The organism is Pseudarthrobacter sp. GA104, assembly GCF_009741265.1.
Lineage (GTDB): Bacteria > Actinomycetota > Actinomycetes > Actinomycetales > Micrococcaceae > Arthrobacter.
Map to the genome: position 1 here is coordinate 4,606,353 of NZ_WOWL01000001.1, position 24,711 is coordinate 4,631,063.

The 24,711-nt window shown below is 66.1% G+C and carries 18 protein-coding genes; 3 read left to right on the forward strand and 15 right to left on the reverse strand.

The window, feature by feature from the left end; genetic code table 11:
* Window positions 1-133: 133 nt before the first annotated feature.
* The 12 genes from GK109_RS21155 to GK109_RS21210 form a co-directional block, all read right to left on the reverse strand.
* Window positions 134-760, reverse strand: a complete 627-nt coding sequence (locus GK109_RS21155) for a superoxide dismutase (RefSeq protein ID WP_188808970.1) — start codon at window positions 758-760, stop codon at window positions 134-136.
* A 99-nt stretch (window positions 761-859) separates the two neighbouring features.
* Window positions 860-1,840, reverse strand: a complete 981-nt coding sequence (gene whiA / locus GK109_RS21160; RefSeq protein ID WP_015937022.1) for a DNA-binding protein WhiA — start codon at window positions 1,838-1,840, stop codon at window positions 860-862.
* A 9-nt stretch (window positions 1,841-1,849) separates the two neighbouring features.
* A complete protein-coding gene (gene yvcK, locus GK109_RS21165; protein WP_157242369.1) occupies window positions 1,850-2,866 on the reverse strand; it encodes a uridine diphosphate-N-acetylglucosamine-binding protein YvcK in 1,017 nt (338 codons plus the stop codon).
* Entirely contained in the window at window positions 2,866-3,789 is a 924-nt protein-coding gene (gene rapZ, locus GK109_RS21170) for an RNase adapter RapZ (protein WP_157242370.1), read from the reverse strand. Before rapZ ends, yvcK begins: the two co-directional genes overlap by 1 nt.
* Before the next feature lie 90 nt (window positions 3,790-3,879).
* On the reverse strand, window positions 3,880-5,904 hold the full coding sequence (gene uvrC, locus GK109_RS21175) for an excinuclease ABC subunit UvrC (RefSeq protein WP_370460744.1): 2,025 nt from the start codon (window positions 5,902-5,904) through the stop codon (window positions 3,880-3,882).
* Between the two features lie 80 nt (window positions 5,905-5,984).
* Entirely contained in the window at window positions 5,985-6,653 is a 669-nt protein-coding gene (locus GK109_RS21180; RefSeq protein WP_157242371.1) for a 1-acyl-sn-glycerol-3-phosphate acyltransferase, read from the reverse strand.
* Window positions 6,640-7,356 carry an HAD hydrolase-like protein gene (locus GK109_RS21185; RefSeq protein ID WP_370460745.1) on the reverse strand — a complete coding sequence of 239 codons (717 nt, stop codon included), beginning with the start codon at window positions 7,354-7,356 and terminating at the stop codon, window positions 6,640-6,642. Before GK109_RS21185 ends, GK109_RS21180 begins: the two co-directional genes overlap by 14 nt.
* Before the next feature lie 92 nt (window positions 7,357-7,448).
* Window positions 7,449-10,370, reverse strand: coding sequence for an excinuclease ABC subunit UvrA (gene uvrA, locus GK109_RS21190; protein ID WP_321216176.1), 2,922 nt, complete (start codon window positions 10,368-10,370; stop codon window positions 7,449-7,451).
* 47 nt (window positions 10,371-10,417) lie between these two features.
* A complete protein-coding gene (locus GK109_RS21195) occupies window positions 10,418-10,795 on the reverse strand; it encodes a GntR family transcriptional regulator (protein ID WP_157242372.1) in 378 nt (125 codons plus the stop codon).
* Window positions 10,795-12,609 (reverse strand): ABC transporter ATP-binding protein, encoded by a 1,815-nt coding sequence (locus tag GK109_RS21200; protein ID WP_157242373.1) that lies wholly within the window; start codon window positions 12,607-12,609, stop codon window positions 10,795-10,797. Before GK109_RS21200 ends, GK109_RS21195 begins: the two co-directional genes overlap by 1 nt.
* Window positions 12,606-14,357 carry an ABC transporter ATP-binding protein gene (locus tag GK109_RS21205; protein WP_197432525.1) on the reverse strand — a complete coding sequence of 584 codons (1,752 nt, stop codon included), beginning with the start codon at window positions 14,355-14,357 and terminating at the stop codon, window positions 12,606-12,608. The genes GK109_RS21200 and GK109_RS21205 overlap by 4 nt, the downstream gene beginning before the upstream one ends.
* 161 nt (window positions 14,358-14,518) lie before the next feature.
* Window positions 14,519-15,298 carry a trans-aconitate 2-methyltransferase gene (locus tag GK109_RS21210; protein WP_157243221.1) on the reverse strand — a complete coding sequence of 260 codons (780 nt, stop codon included), beginning with the start codon at window positions 15,296-15,298 and terminating at the stop codon, window positions 14,519-14,521.
* A 96-nt stretch (window positions 15,299-15,394) separates the two neighbouring features.
* Between GK109_RS21210 and GK109_RS21215 the strand changes: the two genes are divergently transcribed.
* The 3 genes from GK109_RS21215 (at window position 15,395) to GK109_RS21225 (ending at window position 19,823) form a co-directional block, all read left to right on the forward strand.
* Complete coding sequence (locus tag GK109_RS21215) at window positions 15,395-17,938, forward strand: RNA helicase (protein ID WP_157242375.1); 2,544 nt, start codon at window positions 15,395-15,397, stop codon at window positions 17,936-17,938.
* Window positions 17,939-17,980: 42 nt separating this feature from the next.
* Window positions 17,981-18,481, forward strand: coding sequence for a GNAT family N-acetyltransferase (locus tag GK109_RS21220; RefSeq protein WP_157242376.1), 501 nt, complete (start codon window positions 17,981-17,983; stop codon window positions 18,479-18,481).
* Between the two features lie 76 nt (window positions 18,482-18,557).
* Complete coding sequence (locus tag GK109_RS21225; RefSeq protein WP_231754903.1) at window positions 18,558-19,823, forward strand: alpha/beta fold hydrolase; 1,266 nt, start codon at window positions 18,558-18,560, stop codon at window positions 19,821-19,823.
* On the opposite strand, the gene GK109_RS21230 is transcribed toward GK109_RS21225, so the two are convergent.
* The 3 genes from GK109_RS21230 to uvrB all read right to left on the reverse strand — a co-directional run bounded on the left by GK109_RS21230 (window position 19,809) and on the right by uvrB (window position 24,632).
* Entirely contained in the window at window positions 19,809-21,197 is a 1,389-nt protein-coding gene (locus GK109_RS21230; RefSeq protein ID WP_157242377.1) for an MFS transporter, read from the reverse strand. The genes GK109_RS21225 and GK109_RS21230 overlap by 15 nt on opposite strands.
* Before the next feature lie 106 nt (window positions 21,198-21,303).
* Window positions 21,304-22,332: a TerC family protein gene (locus GK109_RS21235; RefSeq protein WP_321216170.1), complete on the reverse strand. Its 1,029-nt coding sequence runs from the start codon at window positions 22,330-22,332 to the stop codon at window positions 21,304-21,306.
* Window positions 22,333-22,535: 203 nt separating this feature from the next.
* Window positions 22,536-24,632 (reverse strand): excinuclease ABC subunit UvrB, encoded by a 2,097-nt coding sequence (gene uvrB / locus GK109_RS21240; RefSeq protein ID WP_157242378.1) that lies wholly within the window; start codon window positions 24,630-24,632, stop codon window positions 22,536-22,538.
* Between the last annotated feature and the right edge of the window lie 79 nt (window positions 24,633-24,711).

Sequence of the window (24,711 nt, forward strand, 5' to 3'; positions counted from 1 at the left end):
GCTAACCGCCTTCCGTGACCTATCTTACGTTTAACTGGGTCCGCCCCCGCAAGTGCGGGGGCGGACCGTCCACATCCCGGCCGTCATATGTCCGAAATGTGAAGTTTGTTACACCGCGGTGCGGCGGTGTTCACTACGGGAGGGTGATGAGCCCCGTGGCGTTGGTGCGCGCAGCCTCAAACCGCTTGGCGACGTCGGCCCAGTTCACGATGTTCCAGAACGCCTTGACGTAGTCGGCCTTTACGTTGACGTAGTCCAGGTAGAAGGCGTGCTCCCACATGTCCAGCATCAGCAGCGGGGTGGTGCCGAGCGCAACGTTGCCCTGCTGGTCGTACAGCTGCTCGATGACCAGGTTGCCGCCGATGGGCTCGTAGGCGAGGAAACCCCAGCCGGAGCCCTGCAGGCCCAGTGCCGCAGCGGAGAACTGCGCGCGGAAGGCGTCGAACGAGCCGAACGCGTCATCGATGGCCGCAGCGAGTTCACCCTCGGGCTTGTCGCCGCCGTCCGGGGAGAGGTTGTTCCAGAAGACGGAGTGGTTGACGTGGCCACCGGTGTGGAAGGCGAGGTCCTTGGAGAGCCGGTTGATGTTGGCGAAGTCGCCCTTCTCCCGGGCTTCGGCCAGCTGGGCCAGGGCGTTGTTGGCGCCGGCCACGTAGGCTGCGTGGTGCTTGCTGTGGTGCAGCTCCATGATCCGCGCGGAAATGTGCGGCTCCAGGGCGGCGTAATCGTAGCTGAGTTCGGGCAATACGTACTCGGTCACAAAATCCTCCAATATCGTGGACATTCGGTCCGGTTGGTAACTCTCGGATTATGCATCCGGGCGGCTGGCGCCCGGAATCTTTTTGATTCTATGGGGCTGTCACTCGTCCAGCATTTCAGGCGTCACATTGGCGTCCGTCCCGGGGATGCCCAAGTCCAGCGCACGTTTGTCCGCCATGGCCAGCAACCGGCGGATCCTTCCGGCAATCGCGTCCTTGGTCATCACCGGGTCCGCCAGGCGGCCGAGCTCGTCCAGGCTGGCCTGCTTGTGCGCCACCCGCAGTTCGCCGGCGTACTTCAGGTGGTCCGGCACGTCGTCGCCGAGGATTTCCAGGGCCCGGTCCACGCGCGCCCCTGCTGCCACGGCGGCCTGGGCGGAGCGGCGCAGGTTGGCGTCGTCGAAGTTGGCCAGGCGGTTGGCGGTGGCACGCACCTCCTTGCGCATCCGCCGTTCCTCCCACACCATCAGGGCGTCATGGGCACCCATGCGGGTCAGCAGCGCCGCAATGGTGTCGCCGTCCCGGATGACCACCCGGTCCACGCCGCGGACTTCGCGGGCCTTGGCCTGGATGTCCAGCCGGCGCGCCGCCCCCACGAGCGCCAGGGCCGATTCCGGTCCGGGGCAGGTAACTTCCAGAGACGATGAGCGCCCCGGCTCGGTCAGCGAGCCGTGCGCCAGGAAAGCCCCTCGCCACACCGCTTCGGCGTCGGCCGCTGAGCCGTTGACGACGGCGGACGGCAGCCCGCGCACGGGGCGGCCGCGGCCGTCGAGGAGGCCTGTCTGGCGGGCCAGCGCCTCGCCGTCACGCACCACCCGGACCACGTAGCGGCTGGCGCGCCGCAGTCCCCCGGCAGAAACGACGATGATTTCGCTCTGGTGGCCGTACACTTCGGCGATTGCTGCCCGGAGGCGCCGCGCGGTGGACGCCAGGTCCACCTCGGCCTCGATGACGATCCGGCCGGAGATGATGTGCAGCCCGCCCGCGAAGCGGAGCATGGCGGATACCTCGGCCTTGCGTACTGATGACTTTTTGATGTCCAGACGGGACAGTTCTTCTTTGACCGATGCTGTCAGTGCCATGGCACCTTCCTAACTGTTCCCAAAAACGTCGTGGTACGCCGTCGCCAGACGCAGGGGGTCGTGGACGGGACGGCGGCCCGACGCCCCTACTTTACCCAAGACCACCTCGGCGCCGATCATCCCGGCGGCTTTCTCGAACTCCTGCCGGTCAGGGACGGAGGCGGGATCTGCCAGGACAACGTCCACGCTGAACCCGGGGGCATATCTTCGCAGCACGTCAAGGTGGTCCGCGGCGGTCATGCCGGACGTTTCCTTGGTATCCGTGGCCAGGTTCATGGTGAGGCAGCGCTTCGCCGGCGTCTGGCACAGTGCCTCCCGCATCTCGGGCAGGAGGAGGTGCGGCAGCACGGAGGTGTACCAGGAGCCGGGCCCCAGGATGACCCAGTCCGCGAGCTCGATCGCAGTAAGTGCCTCAACGCAGGCGGGGGCGGCTCCGGGCAGGAGCCGCACCTCCTCCAGGGATCCCGCTACCGCGCAGCGCGCCTGGCCCCGGATGGTGTGCAGGGCGGAGCCGCCGTCAGGGGCGGTGATCCGGACGTCACCTTCGATGGTGAGCGGCACGGTGGACATGGGCAGGACCTGGCCGCGTGCTCCAAGGAGCGCGCCTGCCCACTTGAGCCCGGCGACGGCGTCGCCCAGCAGTTCCCAGAGGGTGACGATCAGCAGGTTGCCCATGGCATGTTCGTCCAGGGAGCCGCCCGGGCCCTTGCCGGGACGGAACCGGTGCTGCATGACGTCCCGCCAGGTGCGTCCCCAGTCAGTGTCGTCACACAGGGCGGCCAACGCCATGCGCAGGTCCCCCGGCGGCAGGACACCGTACTCCTCGCGCAGGCGCCCGGACGAGCCGCCGTCGTCCGCTACCGTCACCACCGCCGTCAGGTCCGAAGTGAGGAGGCGCAGCGCGGACAGCGACGCCGACAGGCCGTGGCCGCCGCCCAGGGCAACTACCTTGGGGCCTTTGTTTTGCTGGCCGCCCGCTGGTCCGGCGGGCGGAACCAGCGGCAGGGCCCCGGTGAAAAGCGACATTACTCCCGGCCCAGATCCCGGTGCGTGGTGGTCACCGTGACTCTGGGGAACTGTGCCAGTTTCTTGGAAAGCTCGACGGCGACGGCCACTGAGCGGTGCTTCCCGCCCGTGCAGCCCACGGCGATGGTGGCGTAGTGCTTGTTCTCGCGGCGGTAACCGTCCAGGACGGGCTCGAGGGCCATGACGTAGCGGTCCACGAAGTTCTTGACCCCTTCCGCCTCCAGGACGTAGTCGCTGACATCCTTGTCCAGCCCGGTGTGCGGGCGCAGCTGGGGCACCCAGTGCGGGTTGGGGATGAACCGGACGTCCGCAACGTAGTTGGCGTCAACGGGCAGGCCGTACTTGAAGCCGAAGCTCATGACGTTCAGCCGCAGGGCCACGGGCCCCGTTTCACTGAAGAGTTCGGTTATGGCGGTGGCAAGGCCGTGGACGTTGTAGCCGGAGGTGTCCAGGACGACGTCTGAGCTGTCGCGCAGTTCCTGGAGCAACTCCCGTTCGGCGGCAATGCCGTCGAGGATGCGGCCGCCGCCCTGCAGCGGATGCGGCCGGCGTCCCTGCTCGAACCGCCTGACCAGGACGTTGTCGCTGGCGTCCAGGAAGAGCACCCGGAAAGCCACTCCGCTGGAGGCCAATGCTCCCAGCGCGGCCCGGATGTCGGCGAACAGGCCCTTGCTGCGGACGTCAATGACCACCGCCAGCCGCGGAATGGACTGCGGGGCGTGGGACACAAGGTCGGCCAAGGTTCCGAGCATCTGCGGCGGAAGGTTCTCCACGACATACCAGCCGTGGTCCTCCAGCGCATCGGCAGCCGTGCTCCGCCCGGCTCCGGACATTCCGGTGACCACCAGCAGCTCCGCTTCGAGGGGCTTGACGGGCTGCAGCCCGTCCTCCCCGGCCCCGGATTCCGCCGTCGTCTCTGCCATTAAGTCCGCCCCGTTCCTGTTGTTGTCCTGCAGGCTGCCGCGTTGGCGGAAACCCCGTTCATTACCCTAGCCAAGTTTCAGGGGACTCCGCTAAGTTTCAATGATTTCGCCGGTGGTCATGTTGATGGCAGGGACAGCCGCAGCTTCCGGTCCGTCCGGCGCGAAGTGGTTCACGATGGCGCCGGCAAGGGCAGGGCCGATGCCCTTCGCCTGGGACAGCTCAGCCGCCGAGGCGGCCTTGACGCCCTTCACGGAACCAAAGTGGGCCAGCAGGGCTTTCCGTTTGGAGGCACCCAGTCCCGGCACGCCGTCCAGGGCGGACACGGTCATGGCCTTCCCCCGCTTTTGCCGGTGGAAGGAAATGGCGAAGCGGTGGGCTTCGTCACGGATCCGCTGCAGCAGGTACAGCCCCTGGGACGTCCTGGGGAGGATGACCGGGAAGTCGCTGTCCGGCAGCCACACTTCCTCGAGCCGCTTGGCCAGGCCCACCACGTAGACGTCGTCAATGCCGAGATCGGCGAGGGCACGGGCTGCAGCATTGACCTGGGGCTTGCCGCCGTCCACCACCACCAGGTTGGGCGGGTAGGCGAACCTGGCCCGCGGTGCAGGCGTGGTGGTATCCAGCAGGCCGGCCTGCGCTTCCTGTTCCTGTCCAGGCCCCTCTTCGGCCTCCGCCGGGACGCCGGCCAGGGCAGCCTCACCCACCTGCGCGGACTTGTCCTGCAGGTAGTGGCGGAACCGGCGGGTGAGGACGTCATGCATCGCGGCGGTGTCGTCCGCCGCTGCCGGTCCGGTGACCGAGAATTTCCGGTAGTCCGCTTTCTTGGGCAGCCCGTCCTCCACCACCACCATGGAGGCCACCACGTTGGTGCCCTGGACGTGCGAGACGTCGAAGCACTCGATCCGCAGCAGCGGCACCGGCAGGTCCAGCGCCTCCTGGAGCTCCTGCAATGCCTGCGACCTCACGGTGAGATCCCCCGCGCGCCGGGTCTTGTGAAGCTTCAGGGCGTGCTCGGCATTTTCGCGCACCGTGGACATCAACGCGGCCTTGTCCCCGCGCTGCGGGACCCGGATATCAACTTTTGCCCCGCGCAGTCCGCCCAGCCACAGCGCCAGTTCCTCGGTATTGCTGGGGGCGACGGGCACCAGGACCTCGCGCGGCAGCCTGCCATGGCTATCGCCGTCCTCGCCGTACACCTGTTGCAGGAGGTGCTCCACGAGGTCCGGGGTGGTGGAATCCTCCACCTTTTCAACTACCCAGCCACGCTGGCCGCGGATGCGGCCGCCGCGGACATGGAACACCTGGACCGCAGCTTCCAGTTCGTCTTCGTGCAGGGCGAAGATGTCGGCGTCGGTGTCCTCCGCAAGGACCACGGCGTTGCGCTCAAAGACTTTCCGCAAGGCGGTGATGTCATCGCGGACCCGGGCAGCACGCTCGTAGTCAAGCTCGGCTACTGCTTCCGCCATCTGCTTTTCCAGCTTCGCGATGAAGCGCCTGGCCTCGCCGCCCATAAAGGCGCAGAAGTCCTCAGCCAGTGCCCGGTGGTCTTCCGGGGAGATCCTTCCCACGCATGGGGCAGAGCATTTATCGATATAGCCCAGGAGGCAGGGCCGGCCGCTGGCCTCGGCGCGCTTGAACACCCCGGCGCTGCAGCTGCGGACCGGAAAGACTCGCAACAGGGTATCCATGGTCTCCCGGATGGCGCCTGCCGTGTAGGGGCCGAAGTAGCGGGTGCCCTTTCGCTTGTCGCCGCGCATCACCTGCACGCGCGGGTACTTCTCGCCGACAGTGACGGCCAGGTAGGGGTAGGTCTTATCGTCACGGAACACCACGTTGAACCGCGGCTTGAATTCCTTGATCCAGGTGTATTCCAGCTGCAGCGACTCGAGTTCGCTGCCCACCACCGTCCACTCGACGCTGCTGGCGGCGTGGACCATGGCGTAGGTCTTGGGCAGCAGGCCGGCAGGGTTGGCAAAGTAGGAGTTCAGGCGGGAACGGAGGCTCTTGGCCTTGCCGACATAGATGACGCGGCCGTGCGCATCACGGAAGCGGTACACCCCCGGGTTGGTGGGAATCTCCCCCGTCTTGGGCCGGTAACTTGCTGGATTTGCCACCTATCCAGTCTACTGAGGCGCGCCGGGTGCCTTTGCCACCCGGCGCGCCTCGCGGCCCTTAAATCCGGCTGGAACCGGGGTTATTCCGTGGCCTTGCTCTGGTTGTAACTGGTGGAGCGTTCCTGTCCGCTGAGTTCGGCAATGGCGTCCATGATGCGGTCAGTCACTGCCCGCCGGGCCGGCAGCGAATGGTCCGGCCCGGTCTTGTCGAAGTACAGCGGCTCCCCCACTTTCATGGTGAAATGCTGCGGGCGTACCCCGCTCTCACCGGCGCGCTGGAGGTTTTCCGTACCGATAAGTCCAACGGGAATCACCGGTGCCCCGGTGCTGAGCGCCAGCCATCCCACGCCGGTGCGTCCCCGGTAGAGGATGCCGTCACGGGAGCGGGTGCCTTCCGGATAGATGCCGATTCCCTTGCCGGATTCCAGGATGTCCAGCAGCGTCTTGAGTGCCTGGACACTTGCGGCCTGCTCACCCCGCTCCACGGGAATGGAACCCACGGACTCGAAAAAGGCCTTCATGACCTTGCCCTTGACGCCTCCGGTTGTGAAGTATTCGGCCTTCGCGAAGAAGGCAACGGGGCGCGGCATCAGGGCCTGGACGATCACGCTGTCGAAGAATGACAGATGGTTCGGGGCGACGATGAACGGCCCGTCGGCAGGAACGTTTTCAAGGCCGACGACGGTGGGCCGGCAGGTGCTCGAGATCAGGCTGCGCGTGGTCCAGCGGACAGCATCAAACATTGCCATCGTTGGTCACCTCCCCCAGGGCCGCGGAGTGGATGGCCTGCACCTGCCGGAGAAGCTGCACCAGGCCCTCCGCGGTTTCCACCACGGCCACCGCACCGGCCTCCTCCAGCTCGCCGTCGGGCGCAAATCCCCAAGCCACGCCGATGCAGTCCAGGCCGTTGGCGATGGCCCCTGAAACATCCTGTGCCCGGTCCCCCACCATCACGGCATGCTGCGTGTTCAGGTCCTTCAATGCAGCGGCGATGATCCCTGTCTTGCCGAGCGGAACCCCCTGCACCGCGCTTTCGTCATCCTCAGAGCCGTGGATGCCGTGGAACAACCCGTCGATTCCATGGTGTGCCAGCACAGTGCGGGCAAGGCGCTGCGGCTTCTGGGTGGCAACAGCCACCGGGAGCCCGGCTTCCGCGAAGGACTCCAGGACTTCACGGACGCCCGGGTAGATCCGGCCCTGCGCGATCCCGGTGGCGACGTAGTACTCGCGGTACAGGCGGATGACCTCGTCCAGCAGGTCCGCCGGCACGTTGGCCACATTCAGCAGGGCATCGCTGAGTTTCGGGCCGATCATCGCGTGGAGCAGGTCCTGCCCGGGAACGGGAAGCCCCATGGCGTTCAGGGCAAAGGAGATTCCGTCTGTTATTCCCCCGGCCGGATCGACAAGAGTGCCGTCCAGGTCAAAGATCACGGGCACTGTTGTTTGAGTCACCGGGTTAGTTTCTCACGACACCACTCATGCCTGAAACTCGCATACGCGCAGCGGCATACATTTGGATTACGTCAGGAGACCTCGCCGCGCTTCTACAGGATTTCAGCGAGGAACGCGGCTGTGTGGCTGGCAGTGGACTTGGCCAGCTCCTCCGGCGTTCCTGATGCCACGATCTGGCCGCCGCCGGAACCGCCGTCCGGCCCGAGGTCCACGATCCAGTCCGCGCTCTTGATGACGTCCAGGTTGTGTTCGATGGTGATCACGGTGTTGCCTTTGTCCACCAGCCCCTGCAGGACCATCAGCAGCTTGCGGATGTCCTCGAAGTGGAGCCCCGTGGTGGGCTCGTCCAGCACGTAGACGCTGCGCCCGTTGGACCGCTTCTGGAGTTCGGCGGCCAGCTTCACGCGCTGGGCCTCGCCGCCGGACAGCGTGGTGGCCGGCTGGCCCAGGCGGACGTAGCCCAGGCCAACGTCCACGAGGGTGTTGAGGTGCCGGGCGATGGGCGAGAAGGCAGCGAAGAACTCGGCGCCTTCCTCGATGGGCATGTTCAGCACGTCCGCGATGGTCTTGCCCTTGTAGTGCACCTCGAGCGTCTCCCGGTTGTACCGCGCACCATGGCACACCTCGCAGGGGACGTAGACGTCGGGCAGGAAGTTCATCTCGATCTTCAGCGTTCCGTCACCCGAGCACGCTTCGCAGCGGCCGCCCTTGACGTTGAACGAGAACCGGCCGGGCAGGTACCCGCGTACCTTCGCCTCAGTGGTTTCCGCGAACAGCTTGCGGATGTTGTCGAACACCCCCGTGTAGGTGGCGGGGTTGGAACGGGGGGTGCGCCCGATAGGGCTCTGGTCCACGTGGACCACCTTGTCCAGGTGCTCCAGGCCCTGGACGGTTTTGTGCCGGCCGGCTACCTGCTTGGCGCCGTTGAGCTTGTTGGCCAGCACCTTATAGAGGATCTCGTTGACCAGCGTGGACTTGCCGGAGCCGCTCACCCCGGTGACCGCGGTGAAGAGCCCCAGCGGGAACGCCGCGTCCACGTTCAGGAGGTTGTTCTCCCTCGCGCCCACCACCTTCAGCTCACGCTTTTTGTCGTACTTGCGGCGTTTCTTCGGGACTTCGATCTTCTTGCGCCCGGACAGGTAGTCGCCGGTGAGGGATGCGGTGTTCTCCAGCAGGTCCTTGTAGGAGCCGGAGTGGACCACCTGGCCGCCGTGCTCGCCCGCGCCGGGTCCGATGTCCACGATCCAGTCAGCCACGTGGATGGTGTCTTCGTCGTGCTCAACGACGATGAGCGTATTGCCCATGTCGCGGAGCCGGGTCAGGGTGTCGATCAGCCGCCGGTTGTCGCGCTGGTGCAGCCCGATGGACGGTTCGTCCAGCACATACAGGACACCCACCAGGCCCGAGCCGATCTGGGTGGCAAGGCGGATGCGCTGGGCCTCACCGCCGGAGAGGGTGGCGGACGGACGCTCAAGGTTCAGGTATTCCAGCCCGACGTCGAGCAGGAAGGTCAGCCGGGCCTGGATCTCCTTGAGCACCTGGTGGGCAATCTGCGCTTCCCGGCCCGTCAGGACAAGGTTGTTCAGGAACGCGGCGCAGTCACGCATGGGCAGGGCAGCGACGTCGGCAATGGACTTGCCGTTGATCAGCACCGACAGGGAGGCCGGGTTGAGGCGCGCCCCGTTGCAGGCCGGGCAGGGAATCTGCCGCATGTACTCTTCGTAGCGGTCGCGGGCCCAGTCGGAGTCCGTTTCGCCGTGCTTGCGGTGGACGTACTGGATGGCGCCTTCGAATCCGGTACTGTACTTCCGTTCCCGGCCGAAGCGGTTGCGGTACTGCACCACAACCTTGTGGTCCTTGCCGTGCAGCACGGTCTGGCGCACGTCCTTGCCCAGCTTCTCCCACGGCGTGTCCATGGAGAAGCCGAGTTCCTTGGCGAGGCCCTCCAGGAGCCTGTTCCAGTACTCAGTGGTGGCTGTGCCAAGCGACCACGGGGCGATGGCTCCCTCGGCCAGCGAAAGTTCCGGGTTGGGAACGATGAGTTCCTCGTCCACCTCCAGCTTGGTGCCGATGCCGCTGCAGGCCGCGCAGGCGCCGAAGGGGTTGTTGAACGAGAAGGACCTGGGCTCGATCTCGTCGATGGCAAGCGGGTGCTCGTTGGGGCAGGCCAGGTTTTCGGAGAAGGCCCGCAGCCGGCCGGGATCGTCCGCTTCAAGGTCCACGAACTCGGCAAGGACGCGGCCCTCGGCCAGGCCCAGCGCGGTCTCAATGGAGTCGGTGAGCCGCTGGCTGATGCCTTCCTTGACGACCAGTCTGTCCACCACCACCTCGATGGTGTGCTTGAACTGCTTGCCCAGCTTGGGCGGGTCGCTCAGCTGGACCAGGTTCCCGTCAACGCGTGCACGGGAGTAGCCCTTTGCGGTCAGTTCCTTGAAGAGGTCAACGAATTCGCCCTTGCGTCCACGCACCACCGGGGCCAGGACCTGGAAGCGGGTACCCTGGTCAAGCTCCAGCAGCTGGTCAACGATCTGCTGGGGAGTCTGCTTGGCCACCGGCTCGCCGCACACGGGGCAGTGGGGCCGGCCCACACGGGCCCAGAGCAGGCGCATGTAGTCGTAGATTTCGGTGATGGTGCCCACCGTGGAACGGGGGTTCTTGCTGGTGGACTTCTGGTCGATGGAGACCGCCGGCGACAGTCCCTCAATGAAGTCGACGTCCGGCTTGTCCACCTGGCCCAGGAACTGGCGCGCGTACGCGGACAGCGATTCCACGTAGCGCCGTTGGCCCTCTGCGAAGATGGTGTCGAAAGCCAGGGAGGACTTCCCGGATCCTGACAGCCCGGTGAAGACGATCATCGCATCCCGGGGCAGGTCGAGGTCCACATTCCGCAGGTTGTGCTCCCGCGCGCCCTTGACGACCAGGCGGGAGAGGTCCGGACGGTGTGGTGCGGCGGCGGGTGCTGCTGCGACGGAAACGGGGTGGACGGCTGTTTCTTCGGCTACGGCTTTAGGCACTCCACTATGCTAATCGAAAACTTCTTCGAACATCCACGCGGGGGCGGTCAGCCGGCGTCGTAGGCGGCGGCCAGCAGCTTCACCGCCTCGGCGAACGTGGCGCCCTGCGCTTTGGCCGCGGCAGCGTAGGCTGCTGCGGCGGCTGAGAGCCCGCCGAGACGTTCGTCACGTGCGCACACCGTTGTTCCGTTCCTGCCGTGGGTGGCAACGATTCCGGCGGCTTCGAGCTCCTTGTAGGCGCGGGCCACTGTATGCGGAGCCACATCCAGGCGCTCGGCCAGGGCCCTGACGGCGGGCAGCCGGGTCCCCGGCGGGAGGGCTCCGTTGTCCACCTGGTGGATGACCTGGAGCCGCAGCTGTTCAAACAGCGCCACGGAACTGGCAGTGTTCGGTTTCCATGTTCCGGGGAAGCCGGATGCGGGCATCAAAGGCCGGCCTCAAGGGCGTCCGCACGGCCGGGCCGGACGGAGAATTGTGCGTTGTGAAGCCGGGCGTAGTAGCTGTTGGCGGACAGGAGGCTTTGGTGTGTGCCCTGCTCGACAATGCGGCCGTGATCCATGACCAGAATTAGATCAGCGTTGCGGACGGTGGACAAACGGTGGGCTATCACGAAGCTCGTCCTGCCCTGCCGCAGGCGCTGCATTGCCTGGCGGATGAGGAGTTCGGTCCGGGAGTCAACCGAGCTGGTGGCCTCGTCCAGGATCAGGACAGCCCTGCCGGCCAGTTGTGCCCGGGCTATGGTGACCAGTTGCCGTTGGCCCTGGCTGAGGGGTTCCCCACCGTTTTCCAGGACGGTGTCATAGCCGTCGGGCAGTGCCCTGACGAACCGTTCGACGTAAGTGGCCTCGGCGGCCGCCCTGATGCAGGCGTCCGTGGCGTCCGGCCGGCCGTAGGCAATGTTTTCCCTGATGGTGCCGGCGAAGAGCCACGCGTCCTGGAGCACCACCCCGAACTGCTCCCGGAGGCGGTCCCGGGGAATCCCGGCAATGTCCTGTCCTCCCATGGTTATGCGGCCCGATCCGGGCCCGTAGAACCTCATCAGGAGGTTCACCACAGTGGTCTTCCCTGCACCGGTGTGCCCCACAATCGCTACGGTCTGGCCCGGCTCGACGGAGAAGGAAAGGTTGCGCACCGCCGGGGCTGATTCCGGGTATCCGAAAGTCACGTCGTCAAAGACGATCCGGCCGCCGGCCAGGGCCGCGGTGGATCCCGCGGACGGCTCCGCGGGATCCTCCTCTGTGTCCAGGAGGTCGAAAACACGTGCAGCGGACGCGGCGCAGGACTGGATGAGGTTGAGCATCCCGCCGATTTGGCCCACCGGCTGGCTAAAGAGCCTGCTGAACTGGATGAACGCCTGGATCCCGCCGATGGTCATGGCGCCGGCAAGGACCTGGAGCGCGCCCACCACGGCCACGGCAATGTAATTGAGGTTGGACATCAGCACCATCAGCGGCTGGACCACACCGGCTGAATACTGGGCCCTGGTAGCTGCGCGCGCCAGCCGGCCGTTGCTTCCGGCGAATATTTCGGCGGCCTTGTCCTGGTGTCCGAAGGCTTTGATCACCTCGTGTCCGGTTATGAGCTCCTCCACGTGCGCGTTCAACTGGCCGGTTTCGGTCCACTGCCTCGCGAAGTGCGCCTGCGAACGCCGGGCCACGAGCACGGTGATCAGGGTGGACAGCGGAACAGTCGCCACCGCAATTGCGGCGAGCAGCGGCGAGATCCAGAGCATCATTGCCAGGGACCCGCAGAGCATGAGGAAGGACATGATCAGCTGGGTGAGGAGCTGGTTCAGGGCCTGGGCGATGTTGTCGATGTCATTGGTGGCGCGGCTCAGGACATCGCCCCGGGAGCGTTCCTGGAAATAGGTGGAGGGCAGGCGGTGGAGTTTGTCCTCGAGCGAGGCCCGCAAGTTGTACATGAGCCCCTGCACCGACCGGGCTGTCAGCGCTCCCTGGATCCAGTTGAACAGCGAGGCCAAGACGTACATCAGCGCCACCCCCGCCAGCAACAGGCCAAGCCGCCCCTGGTCAAGGGATCCCAGCACGACGCCGTCCACCACCACATCGGTGGCGTCACCGAGGTATTTCGGCGCGGCCACGTTGAGCCCCGCAAAGGTGCAGGTAGCCACCACGGCGCCCACCATGAAGCGCCTGAACGGGAGGAGCAGGCCCAGAAGCCGTCCAGTTGTTGGCCAAAACCTCCCTGGCACCCCTGGGGCAACGGCCGGAAGCGTCATGACCGGCCCTCCAGGGCCAGCTGCGAGTCCGCGATCTCCCGGTACGTGGGGGAAATCTCAAGCAGTTCGGCGTGCGTCCCCTGCGCCACCAGGCGCCCGCCGTCCAAGACCAAAATGCGGTCTGCGCTTTCCACTGCGGCAATCCGTTCCGCCACCACTATCACTGTGCTGGAGGCAAGTTCCGCGGCCAACGCCTGCCTCAACCTCGCGTCCGTGTCGTAGTCCAGCGCCGAGAAGCTGTCATCAAGAAGGTACAGCGGCACCTTCCTCAGCAGCGCGCGGGTGATGCACAAACGTTGCCTTTGCCCCCCGGACAGGTTGGTCCCGCCCTGGCCAACGGGGGTGGCAAGCCCCAACGGCAGCACGCTCATGAACCGCATGGTCTGGGCCGTCTCGAGGGCGCGCCAAAGCTCGGCGTCCGATGCGTCCGGTGCTGCCATCCGGAGGTTATCCGCGATGGTCCCCGAAAACAGGTGGGACTGCTGGGGGACTATGGACATGGCGGCACGAAGGGTGTCGAGCCGCAGCTCCCGGATGTCCGCGCCGTCGAGGGTGATGGTTCCTGCCGTCGGGTCGAGGAATCGCGGAATGAGGTTCAGCAGCGTGGACTTTCCGCTGCCAGTGGACCCCACGATGGCGGTGGTAGTGCCCGGAACGGCTGTGAAGCTGATGTCCGCGAGGACGGGGGCCTCCGCTCCGGGATAGGAAAAACCCACGCCTTTGAACTGGAGAACCCCCTGCCTGGCCGACGGATGCTGCGCGCCGCCCGCCGGCGCGGGAAGCAACAGACTGGGTTGCTGCGGGTCGCGCACGGAGGGTTCGGTATCAAGTACGGCGCCGATGCGCTCCGCGCACACTGCAGCCCGGGGCGCCGTCATAAGCACGTACATGGCCATCATGATGGCCAGGAGGATTTGCAGGATGTAGGCAATGAACGCGGCCAACGCCCCGATGTTCATCAGTCCGGCCTGGATCCGCTGCCCGCCGAACCAGACAACGGCCACGGAGGAAAGGTTCACCACCAGCATGACCAGAGGCAGCATTCCTGCCACCAGCAGCGCCGACTGGAGGTTGTTGGCTGTCAGGATGCTGTTGATCCGGGCGAAGCGCCGGACTTCGTGGTCCTGTCGGACAAAGGCCCGGATGACGTTGGCGCCCATGATCTGCTCGCGGAGGATGCCCCCTGCACGGTCGAGGTGTTCCTGCCCTTCGCGGTACAGCGGGATGAGGCGGCCCACGATGAGGTACATGATGATCAGGAGCAGGGGCACAATGACGATCACAACCGCGGACAGCGGCAGGTCCTGCTGGAGTGCCAGGACAATGCCGCCCAGGCCCATGGCCGGGCCGGCAACCAGCATGGTGAACACGAGGACCGCGAACGCCTGGATCTGCTGGGTGTCGTTGGTGGCCCGGGTGGCCAGGCTCTGGGTTCCGAAGGCCGCCACCTCCCGGGAGGACAATGACTGGATCTTGGTGAAGATCTCCGCCCGCAGCTGGTGCCCGATCCTCATGGCCGCCACAGCGGCGAGGTACCCCGCGGCGATGGCGGCAACGGCCTGGATTACGGCCAGCGCCGCCATGGTGATTCCCAGGCGCGGGATGACTGTGTGGTTTCCGGCAACGATGCCGTCATCGATGATTGCTGCGTTGACCGTGGGCAGCAGCAGGGTGGCCGCAGCCTGGACCAGCTGGAGGACTACGATGGCAGCCACATGGGCTTTGTGGCCCCCAAGCAGCCGGCTCATCAGTCCGATCAGCAACGTACCTCCAGTTGGGTCAGTCGGCGGAGGGAACAGCCTGCGGCGGCCTCTCCCCCATCAGCCACCCCGTCATTGTAGGCCAGATCACATTCCGGAGTTGTCACGCGTGTGACTGGAGTGTGAAGAGCGTCCAGCGGCCCGGTTCGTCACCGGTTCTTGCACCCCACGGCGAAGATCCTTCGAAAGGGAAAGACGGTGCCATGCCCCGTTTCTGGATACGCTTCCCGCAGCACGGCTGCGTACTCCGACTCGAATTCCGCCCCCTCCGCCGCGGAAAGGGCGGCAAGGACGGGGCGGAGCGCTGTGCCGCGGACCCATTCCAGGACGGCGTCCGTGCCGGCCAGCACCTGCAGGTAGGTCGTCTCCCAGGCGTCAGCCGAGAACCCGGCGTCGAGCATGAGATGAAGGTAGTCCGCAGGCTCGCCCACCGACTCGCCGCCCTGCAGCACCCCGCCGAGCTGCCGCACCCACCGCTGTGACCCCGCCAGCCCGCGCATCAACGCATGGGACGGGGCGTTGAAGTTCCCCGGGACCTGGAGCGCGAACCAGGCACCGGGGCGGAGGGCATCCAGCCAGGTCCGCATCATGTCCTGGTGGCCCGGCACCCACTGCAGGGCCGCATTGCTGACCACAACGTCGGTCTGCCCGGAGGGTTTCCACTCCGAAATGTCGGCCAGTTCGAAGCGCAGGGACGGGTTCCTTTCCGCCCGTCCGGCGGCTTTGGCGAGCATCTCTTCCGATGAGTCAAGGCCAACCACGTCGGAACCGGGCCAGCGGTCCGCGAGCGTGGCGGTCAGGTTCCCGGGCCCGCAGCCAAGGTCCACCACCTGGACGGGCCGGTCCGCCCGGACCCTGCCGGTCAGGTCGAAAAAGGGCCGGTCCCGGTAGTCTCCGAACTGGACATATTTCGCCGGATCCCACTTCATATCCATCTCCGCATTCTGGTGCCGTCTTCTGTACCGCGAAGCTTAACCCGGGCGGGGCGGAATCCCGGGCACGGCAGGGCACTAAGCTGGCAATCAATGAAACTCGTTGACCAGCTGCCCCATCTGCCCGCCTCCGTCCGTACTGTGGGTGTGGATCCCGACGACCTCTACACGCGGTTCGTTGAGTGGACGGAAAGCCGCGGACTGGCCCTGTATCCCGCACAGGACGAAGCCATTATGGAGCTGGCCACGGGGTCCAACGTCATCCTGGCCACCCCCACCGGGTCCGGAAAATCCCTCGTGGCCATCGCCGCCCACTTCCAGGCCATGGCCCAGGGCCAGCGGAGCTACTACACCGCGCCGATCAAGGCGCTGGTCTCCGAGAAGTTCTTTGCCCTGTGCGATATTTTCGGCGCCGAGAACGTGGGAATGATCACGGGCGATTCCGGCGTCAACCAGGATGCGCCCATCATCTGCTGCACGGCCGAGATCCTGGCCAACACCGCCCTCCGTGAAGGCGCAGCCGCGGAACTCGGCACGGTGATCATGGACGAGTTCCATTTCTATTCGGACCCGCAGCGCGGCTGGGCGTGGCAGGTTCCCCTGCTGGAACTCCCCCAGGCCCAGTTCCTCCTGATGTCCGCCACGCTGGGGGACGTCAGCCGGTTCGAGGAAGGCCTGACAACGCTGACGGGCCGCGCCACCACCACGGTGAGCTCCGCGGAACGGCCCATTCCGCTGCATTACTACTACCACGAGACCCCCGTGCACGAGACGCTGGAGGAGCTGCTCTCCACCAGGCAGGTGCCGGTCTACGTGGTGCACTTCAGCCAGGTCGAGGCGATTGACCGCGCACAGACGCTGATGAGCATCAACGTCTGCACCCGCGAGGAGAAGGACAGGATCGCAGAGCTGATCGCCAACTTCCGGTTCGCCGCCGGTTTCGGCAAGACCCTGAACCGGCTGGTCCGCCACGGCATTGGCGTGCACCATGCGGGCATGCTGCCGAAGTACAGGCGGCTGGTGGAGCAGCTGGCCCAGGCGGGGCTGCTGAAGGTCATCTGCGGCACCGACACCCTGGGCGTGGGAATCAACGTGCCCATCCGCACTGTCCTGCTCACGGCACTGAGCAAGTACGACGGCGTCCGCACCCGGCTGCTTAACTCCCGTGAGTTCCACCAGATTGCGGGCCGGGCCGGGCGGGCAGGTTACGACACCGCCGGGACCGTGGTGGTCCAGGCACCCGAACACGTGACGGAGAACGTCAAGGCGATGGCCAAGGCCGTGGCCAAATTCGGTGACGACCAGAAGAAGCTGCGCCAGGTGGTGAAGAAGAAGCCGCCGGAGGGGTTCGTCAGCTGGGGCGAGCCTACGTTCAAGCGGCTCGTCGAATCGGTGCCGGACCCGTTGACGTCAAGCTTCACGGTGACGCACGCGATGCTGATGAACCTGATGGAACGGCCCGGGGACCCGTTTGCGGCGGCCCGACGCCTCCTGACGGAAAACCACGAGACCCGGTCCTCCCAGCTGCAGCTCATGAAAAAGGCACTGGGCATCTACCGCGAACTGCTCGCGGCCGAGGTGGTGGAGCGGATCCCTGCGGAAGAGCAGGGACCCGACGGCCGGACCGTCCGGCTGACTGTCCACCTCCAGCCGAACTTCGCACTCAACCAACCGCTGTCCCCCTTCGCACTGGCCGCACTTGAACTCCTGGACCCGGAGTCGCCGTCGTACGCCCTGGACGTGGTGTCCGTGATCGAGGCGACCCTGGAGAAGCCGCGGCAGATCCTGTCCGCCCAGCAAAAGAAGGCCCGCGGCGAGGCGGTGGCCGCCATGAAGGCCGACGGCATTGAGTACGACCAGCGGATGGCCATGCTCGAGGAAGTGTCCTACCCCCAGCCCTTGGCGGAGATTCTCGGGGAGGCCTTCGAGGTGTACCGGAAGGCCGCGCCCTGGGTGGGCGATTTCGAGCTTGCCCCCAAGTCCGTGGTCCGGGACATGTACGAGCGTGCCATGAACTTTGGCGAGTTCGTGCAGTTCTACGGGCTGGCCCGTTCGGAGGGGATAGTCCTGCGCTACCTCGCGGACGCCTTCAAGGCCCTGCGGCAGACCGTTCCCCAGGACATGCTGCGCGAGGATTTGGAGGACCTGGTTGCCTGGCTCGGCGAGCTGGTCCGCCAGGTGGACTCCAGCCTCCTGGACGAATGGGAGGAGCTGGCCTCGGGCGCCGCCCCGACACCGCACGACGCGCCGCCGCCGCCCCCGCCGTCGCTCACGTCCAACATCCGGGCCTTCCGGGTGATGGTGCGCAACGAACTGTTCCGCCGCGTTGAGCTGTTCGCCGACGAGGACGCGGCCGCGCTGGGGGAACTCGACGCCGCAGCCGGCTGGGGCGCCGAGCGCTGGGAAGACGCCCTGGACGACTACTTTGACGAACACGACGACATCGGGACCGGGCCGGACGCCCGGGGACCGGCCCTGCTCATCATCACGGAGGAAAAGGACCGGTGGAAGGTCCGGCAGATCTTCGACGATCCCGCCGGCAACCATGACTGGGGGATTTCCGCCGAGGTGGACCTGGCTGCCTCAGACGAAACCGGAACGGCTGTGATCAGGGTGACTGAGGTCAACCGGCTCTAAACGCTGCCAGCGCCTGCCGGGTGCCGGCGGTAAGCTCGAACAATGAGTGTAATCCGCCCCGCAACCCCGCAAGACGTACCCGCAATCCTCCGGATGATCCACGAACTGGCGCACTACGAGAAGGAACCTGACGCCGTCCGGAACACCCCCGGGATGCTGCAGCAGGTGCTGTTCGGAGACAACCCGCGCGTGTTCGCTGCCATGGCAGAGAACGGGGCCGGCGAAGTCCAGGGGTTCGCTTTGTGGTTCCTGAACTATTCCACCTGGGAAGGCGTGCACGGCATCTACCTGGAGGACCTTTACGTGAGCCCGGAAGCCCGCGGCGAAGGACACGGAAAGGCCCTGCTCCAGCACCTTGCCGCCATCGCCGTGGAGAACGGCTACGCCAGGGTGGAGTGGAGCGTCCTTGACTGGAATGAGCCGTCCATCAACTTCTACCGGCGCCTCGGCGCCAGGCCCATGGACGGCTGGTCCACGTTCCGGCTCACCGGCCAGGCCCTCGAACAGTTCGGCAGTGCCGTCCCCGCCCCTGCCAATGGCTAGTGCAGGGATGCCATCGCCGGCAGGCCCGGCGGTCCGGGCAAGGCATGAGGTAAGGGCGAAGCACCAGTTCCGCGGGATGCGGACCACGGAGCACTTTTTCACAGTGCCGCTGGACCATTCTTCCCCCTCGGGCGAAACAATCACCGTCTTTGCCCGGGAGTACGTTTCGGCCGCGCACAGCGAGAACCAGGCCGCGGGTCTTCCGTGGCTCCTGTTCCTCCAGGGCGGTCCCGGCGGGCGCGGCAACAGGTTTGGCTCGCTGGGCGGCTGGAGCAAAGCGGCTGCCAAGGACTTCCGGATCCTCATGCTGGACCAGCGCGGAACGGGGCTCTCCACGCCTGCGGACCGGAACACCCTGCCGCTGCGGGGGTCCGCCGCGGACCAGGCCGCGTACCTGGAGCATTTCCGTGCGGATTCCATCGTGGCCGACGCCGAGCTGATCCGGGATGCCCTGGGGGCGGGCCCGTGGACGGTGTACGGCCAGAGCTACGGCGGCTTCTGCGCACTGACGTACCTGTCCTTTGCCCCGGAGGGCCTGAAGGAGGTCCTGGTGACCGGCGGCCTTGCGCCGCTGACCGGCCCGGCCGATGACGTCTACCGGGCTACGTTCCAGCGCGTTGCGGCCCGCAACGCCGAGTACTTCGGCTGGTACCCGGAGGACCGGGACATGGTTGACCGGATTGCCCGCCACCTCAGGAGCACCCCGGAGTTCCTTCCCGACGGCGGCCCGCTCACCGTGGAGCGCTTCCAGATGGTGGGTTCCTTCCTCGGGGGGAATACGCGCGTGGACAGCCTGCATCACCTGCTGGAGGACGCCTTCACGGAAACAGCGGAAGGCCCCCGGCTCTCGGATGCCTTCCTGGACCAGGTGCAGGGCATCGTATCGCGCCGGTCCAATCCCCTCTACGCGCTGATGCATGAATCCATCTACGGCCAGGGGCAGGCGACCGGCTGGTCCGCCTGGCGGGTACTGGCGGACTACCCGGAGTTCCGGCCGGACGCCGAGCCGCTGCTGCTGACGGGCGAGATGGTTTATCCGTGGTACTTCGAACAGGACCCTGCGCTTCAGCCCCTCCGGGACGTGGCGGACCTGCTTGCAGCCAAAACGGACTGGAAGCCGCTCTACGATATTGCCCGGCTGGGGGCCAATACCGTTCCGGCGGCGGCCGCCGTCTACTCGGACGACATCTATGTGGACCGGAAACTCTCCTTGGAAACAGCGTCCGCGGTGCGCGGGCTGCAGGTCTGGGAGACCGGCGACTTCCACCATGATGGCATCGCCGACGACGGGGAGGCGATCTTCGCCAGGCTGCTGGGTATGGCCAGGTCAGGCGGGCGCTGACTCGCGCCGCCCGGCCACCACGGTCACGAACGCCGCGGCCAGGACGGCTGCGCCCACCACGCCGCCCAGCAGGTTCAGGCCCAGGTAGCCGATCCAGCTGAGGACCAGGCCCGACACCGCCCCGCCCACGGCCCCCGCTGCACCCATGAGCATGTCCGAAACCCCCTGCACCACTACACGGGAGTCCCGGCCGACGCTCTCGGCAAGCAGGGTGGAACCGGACACCGTGGCCGCGGACCAGCCCAGGCCCAGCAAAACCAGGCCTGCCGCCACCGCCCCCGTGGATGCCTGGCCGAATCCGGCAACAGCTACGGCGGTGATCAGCAGGGTGAAGCCAATCATGATGGTCTGCGCCCTGCCGGCCTTGTCCGTCAGCCAGCCCATCACCGGCGACAAAGCGAACATCCCGGCGATGTGCAGCGAAATGGTGAAACCGATGATCACCAGGACGTCACCGGACGCCGTGTGGCCCGCGTGGCTCGCGCCCGGCCCTTCGACCAGTTCCTGCAGGTGGAGTGGCGTCATGGACATCACGCCCACCATCACCGCGTGGGCCCCGACGACGGCGGCCACTGCCAGGAGCGCGGTCCGGGAGCCGCGGATGGCCCGCAGCCCGCGGACCAGCGAGCCGCCGTCGCGCTTTGCCTGCCCGTTGGTGCCTGCCCCCGCGCCGCTGCCCTCCGGTGCTGCCGGCGTTTGTTGTGCCGTGCCGGGGGCGCCGGTGCCCGCCTGCTGCGGCGCAAGTTCCCTGGCCAGCAGCAGCGGATCCGGCCGCAGGCCGGTAAAAAGCAGGACGTTCGCCACGAGAAGCCCGGCTCCGGCAATCACGAAAGGCCCTGCCACCGGCGGAAGGCCCAGCGCCTGTCCCACCACGGTGCCGGGCTGGATGAGGTTGGGTCCGGCGACGGCGCCAACGGTTACGGCCCACACCACGGCGGACAGGGCCCTGCCGCGGTGCTCCGGGTCCGCAAGGTCGACGGCGGCGAAGCGGGCCTGCAGGCTGGCGGCGGTACCCACACCGATCCCGGCTGCGCCGAGCACCAGCAGGACGAAAAGGCCGGACACCACCGCGAGCACCATCAGGACCGTGCCTGCGAGGGCCGCGGACAGCCCGGCCATCTGGCCGATCCGGCGTCCCCGGCGGTCCGCCAGCGAGGCAAGCGGCAGGGCAGCCAGGGCTGCGCCGAGGGTCATGACCGTGGCGACGGCGCCGGCCCAGGCACTCGATCCGGACAGTTCGACGGCGAGTATGGACCCGATCGAAACCGTGGCACCGGTGCCGATTCCGCCAAAAATCTGGGCCGCGCTCAGCAGCACCACCGTGCGCCGCTGCACCAGGCGCACCTGTTGGTCCGATATCAGGGTGGGGGCCATGGTCCGAGCATAGTCCCCCATGCGCCTCCTGCAGAGGGGATTTAAAGCGACAATCCCGGCCGCAGGATACGGCCGGGATTGTCCGGGTCAGGAGGACCAGGGACGCCTACTCGGCGTCGCTGTGGCTCCTCCGGACGTCCTCCTCGAGGCGGGGGTCCAGGTGCGCTTCCTTTGCCTTGGAGCTGACCAGGCTCGCGACCACCGCGATGACGATGGTGCCAACGATGACGCCCAGGGAAACGAACGTGGGGATTTCGGGGGCCCATTCAATGTGCTGCCCGCCGTTGATGAACGGAAGCTCGTTGACGTGCATGGCGTGCAGGACCAGCTTGACGCCGATGAACGCGAGGATGAAGGAGAGCGCGTGCTTCAGGTAGATCAGGCGGTTCATGAGGCCGCCGAGCAGGAAGTACAGCTGGCGCAGGCCCATCAGGGCGAACAGGTTGGCCGTGAACACGATGAAGGGGCTCTGGGTGAGGCCGAAGATTGCGGGGATGGAGTCGACGGCGAAGAGCAGGTCCGTGAGGCCGATGGTGATGAACACGATCAGCATGGGCGTGAAGACCTTCTTGCCGTTCACGGTGGTGCGCAGCTTGCCGCCGTCGAACTTCTCGGACATGGGGATGACCTTGCGGATCTTGGCGATCAGCGGGTTCTCCCGGTCTTCTTCGTCTTCGCCCTCGTCCTGGGCCTGCTTCCATGCGGTCCAGAGCAGGAACGCGCCGAAGATATAGAACACCCAGCTGAACTGCTCGATCACGATCGCGCCGAGCAGGATGAAGATGCCGCGCAGGATCAGGGCGATGATGATGCCCACCATCAGCACTTCCTGCTGGTACTTCCGGGGCACGGAGAACCTGGCCATGATGATGATGAAGACAAACAGGTTGTCGATGCTGAGGCTGTATTCCGTCACCCAGCCGGCGACGAACTGGCCGCCGAATTCCGGGCCGGTGAAAGCGAACATGGCGCCGGCGAACACCAGGGCCAGAGTGACGTAGAAGGCCACCCAGAGTCCGGCTTCCTTCATGGAGGGTTCGTGCGGGCGGCGGACCACCAGGAGAAGGTCGGTCAGGAGGATCAGGCCAAGGACGACAAAGGAGCCGACCTCAAACCAGACGGGCAATTCGAGCACAGGGTAGCCTTTCGCAGGGTACAGAGATGCGGTGTAAGTCTCTCCGGCCTGCCTGCGCACTTGGTGCTGAAACGGCGGCCCGCTACGCCCGGCGGGGCAACCATGCCCTGCGTGTTGACGATCGTAGCGCTCGGGATACTCCCCTACGTGACATTAACTCTACCCCAGGCGGGCCGCCCGCCCGTCCCCTGTTGATGTTTGTGTCAGGCGTGCCCGGCAGCCTGCATCTGCCGGAGCTCCTTCTTCAGCTCGCTGACCTCGTCCCTGATCCTGGCGGCCACTTCGAACTGCAGCTCGGCAGCAGCGCCGTGCATCTGCTCCGTCAGCTGTTCGATCAGGCCCACCAGGTCCTCGGCCGGGGCCGCTGCCAGGCCGTCCGAGCGGACCTGGGCGGCACCCTTTGCGGCGGACTTCCGCTTTCCTCCCTTGGCCAGCCGGTTGTTCTTCAGCAGCTCCTGGGTATCGGCGTCTTCCTTGGCCAGTTGGTCCGTGATGTCGGCGATCTTCTTCCGCAGCGGCTGCGGGTCCACGCCGTGTTCGGTGTTGTAGGCAACCTGGATGGCGCGGCGCCGGTTTGTCTCGTCGATGGCCTGCGCCATGGAGTCCGTGATGCGGTCGGCGTACATGTGCACCTGGCCGGAGACGTTGCGGGCAGCGCGGCCGATCGTCTGGATCAGGGACGTGGACGACCGCAGGAAGCCCTCCTTGTCCGCATCGAGGATGCTGACAAGGGACACTTCGGGAAGGTCCAGGCCCTCACGGAGCAGGTTGATGCCCACCAGGACGTCGAACTTGCCCATCCGGAGTTCGCGCAGCAGCTCCACGCGCCGCAGGGTGTCGACGTCGGAGTGCAGGTACTCCACCTTGATGCCATGCCCGAGGAGGTAGTCCGTAAGGTCCTCGGCCATCCGCTTGGTCAGGGTAGTGACCAAGATGCGCTCGTTCTTGTCCGTACGGGTCTTGATCTCGCCCAGCAGGTCGTCGATCTGGCCCTTGGTGGGCTTCACCACCACCTCGGGATCGATGAGGCCCGTGGGCCGGATGATCTGCTGCACAAAACCGTCGGCCTTGCCCAGTTCATACTTGCCCGGCGTGGCGGACAGGTAAACGGTCTGGCCAACGCGTTGCAGGAACTCGTCCCATTTCAGCGGCCTGTTGTCCATGGCCGAGGGCAGGCGGAAGCCGAAGTCCACCAGGTTCCGCTTGCGCGACATGTCGCCTTCGTACATGGCGCCGATCTGCGGGATGGTCACGTGGGACTCGTCCACCACCAGGAGGAAGTCGTCCGGGAAGTAGTCCAGGAGGCAGTGGGGGGCCGTTCCGGGGGCGCGGCCATCGATGTGCGCCGAATAGTTCTCGATGCCGTTGCAGAAGCCCATCTGCTGCATCATCTCGAGGTCGTACATGGTCCGCATCCGGAGCCGCTGCGCTTCCACCAGCTTGTTCTGGCTTTCCAGTACCTTCAGCCGATCAGCGAGCTCATCCTCGATCCGCTTGATGGCCCGGGACATCCGTTCCGGTCCAGCCACGTAGTGCGACGCCGGGAAGACGTACATTTCCTCTTCGTCGCGGATCACCTCACCGGTCAGCGGGTGGAGTGTCTGGATATTCTCGATCTCATCCCCGAAGAACTCGATCCGGATAGCCAGTTCCTCGTACATCGGGATGATCTCCACCGTGTCCCCGCGGACGCGGAACGTGCCCCGATGGAAGTCCATGTCGTTGCGGGCGTACTGCATGGACACGAATTTGCGGAGGAGGTCGTCACGGTTCATCTCCGCCCCCTTGCGGAGCGTGACCATTCCTGCGATGTATTCCTCGGGCGTGCCCAGGCCGTAGATGCAGGAGACAGTGGCGACGACGATCACGTCCCGGCGGGTCAGCAGGGCGTTGGTGGCTGAGTGGCGGAGCCTTTCAACTTCCTCGTTAATGGAGGAGTCCTTCTCGATGAAGGTGTCCGTCTGGGCGACGTAGGCCTCGGGCTGGTAGTAGTCGTAGTAGGAAACGAAGTATTCCACCGCGTTGTTTGGCAGCAGCTCGCGGAATTCGTTGGCCAGCTGCGCCGCCAGGGTCTTGTTCTGGACCATCACCAGGGTGGGCCGCTGCACCTGCTCGATAAGCCAGGCGGTGGTGGCGCTCTTGCCCGTACCCGTGGCACCGAGCAGCACCACGTCCTTCTCGCCGTTCCTGATGCGCTCCGTCAGTTCGGCAATGGCGGCGGGCTGGTCGCCGGCGGGCTTGAATTCGCTGATGACCTCAAAGGGCGCCACAACACGGTTGATATCCTGCGCAAGGCTCATGGATCTAATCTACAACCGGGCACCGACACTATTGCGGCCCGTCCGTTACGGGCGAACAGCTCCGCCGGTCCGCGGATGC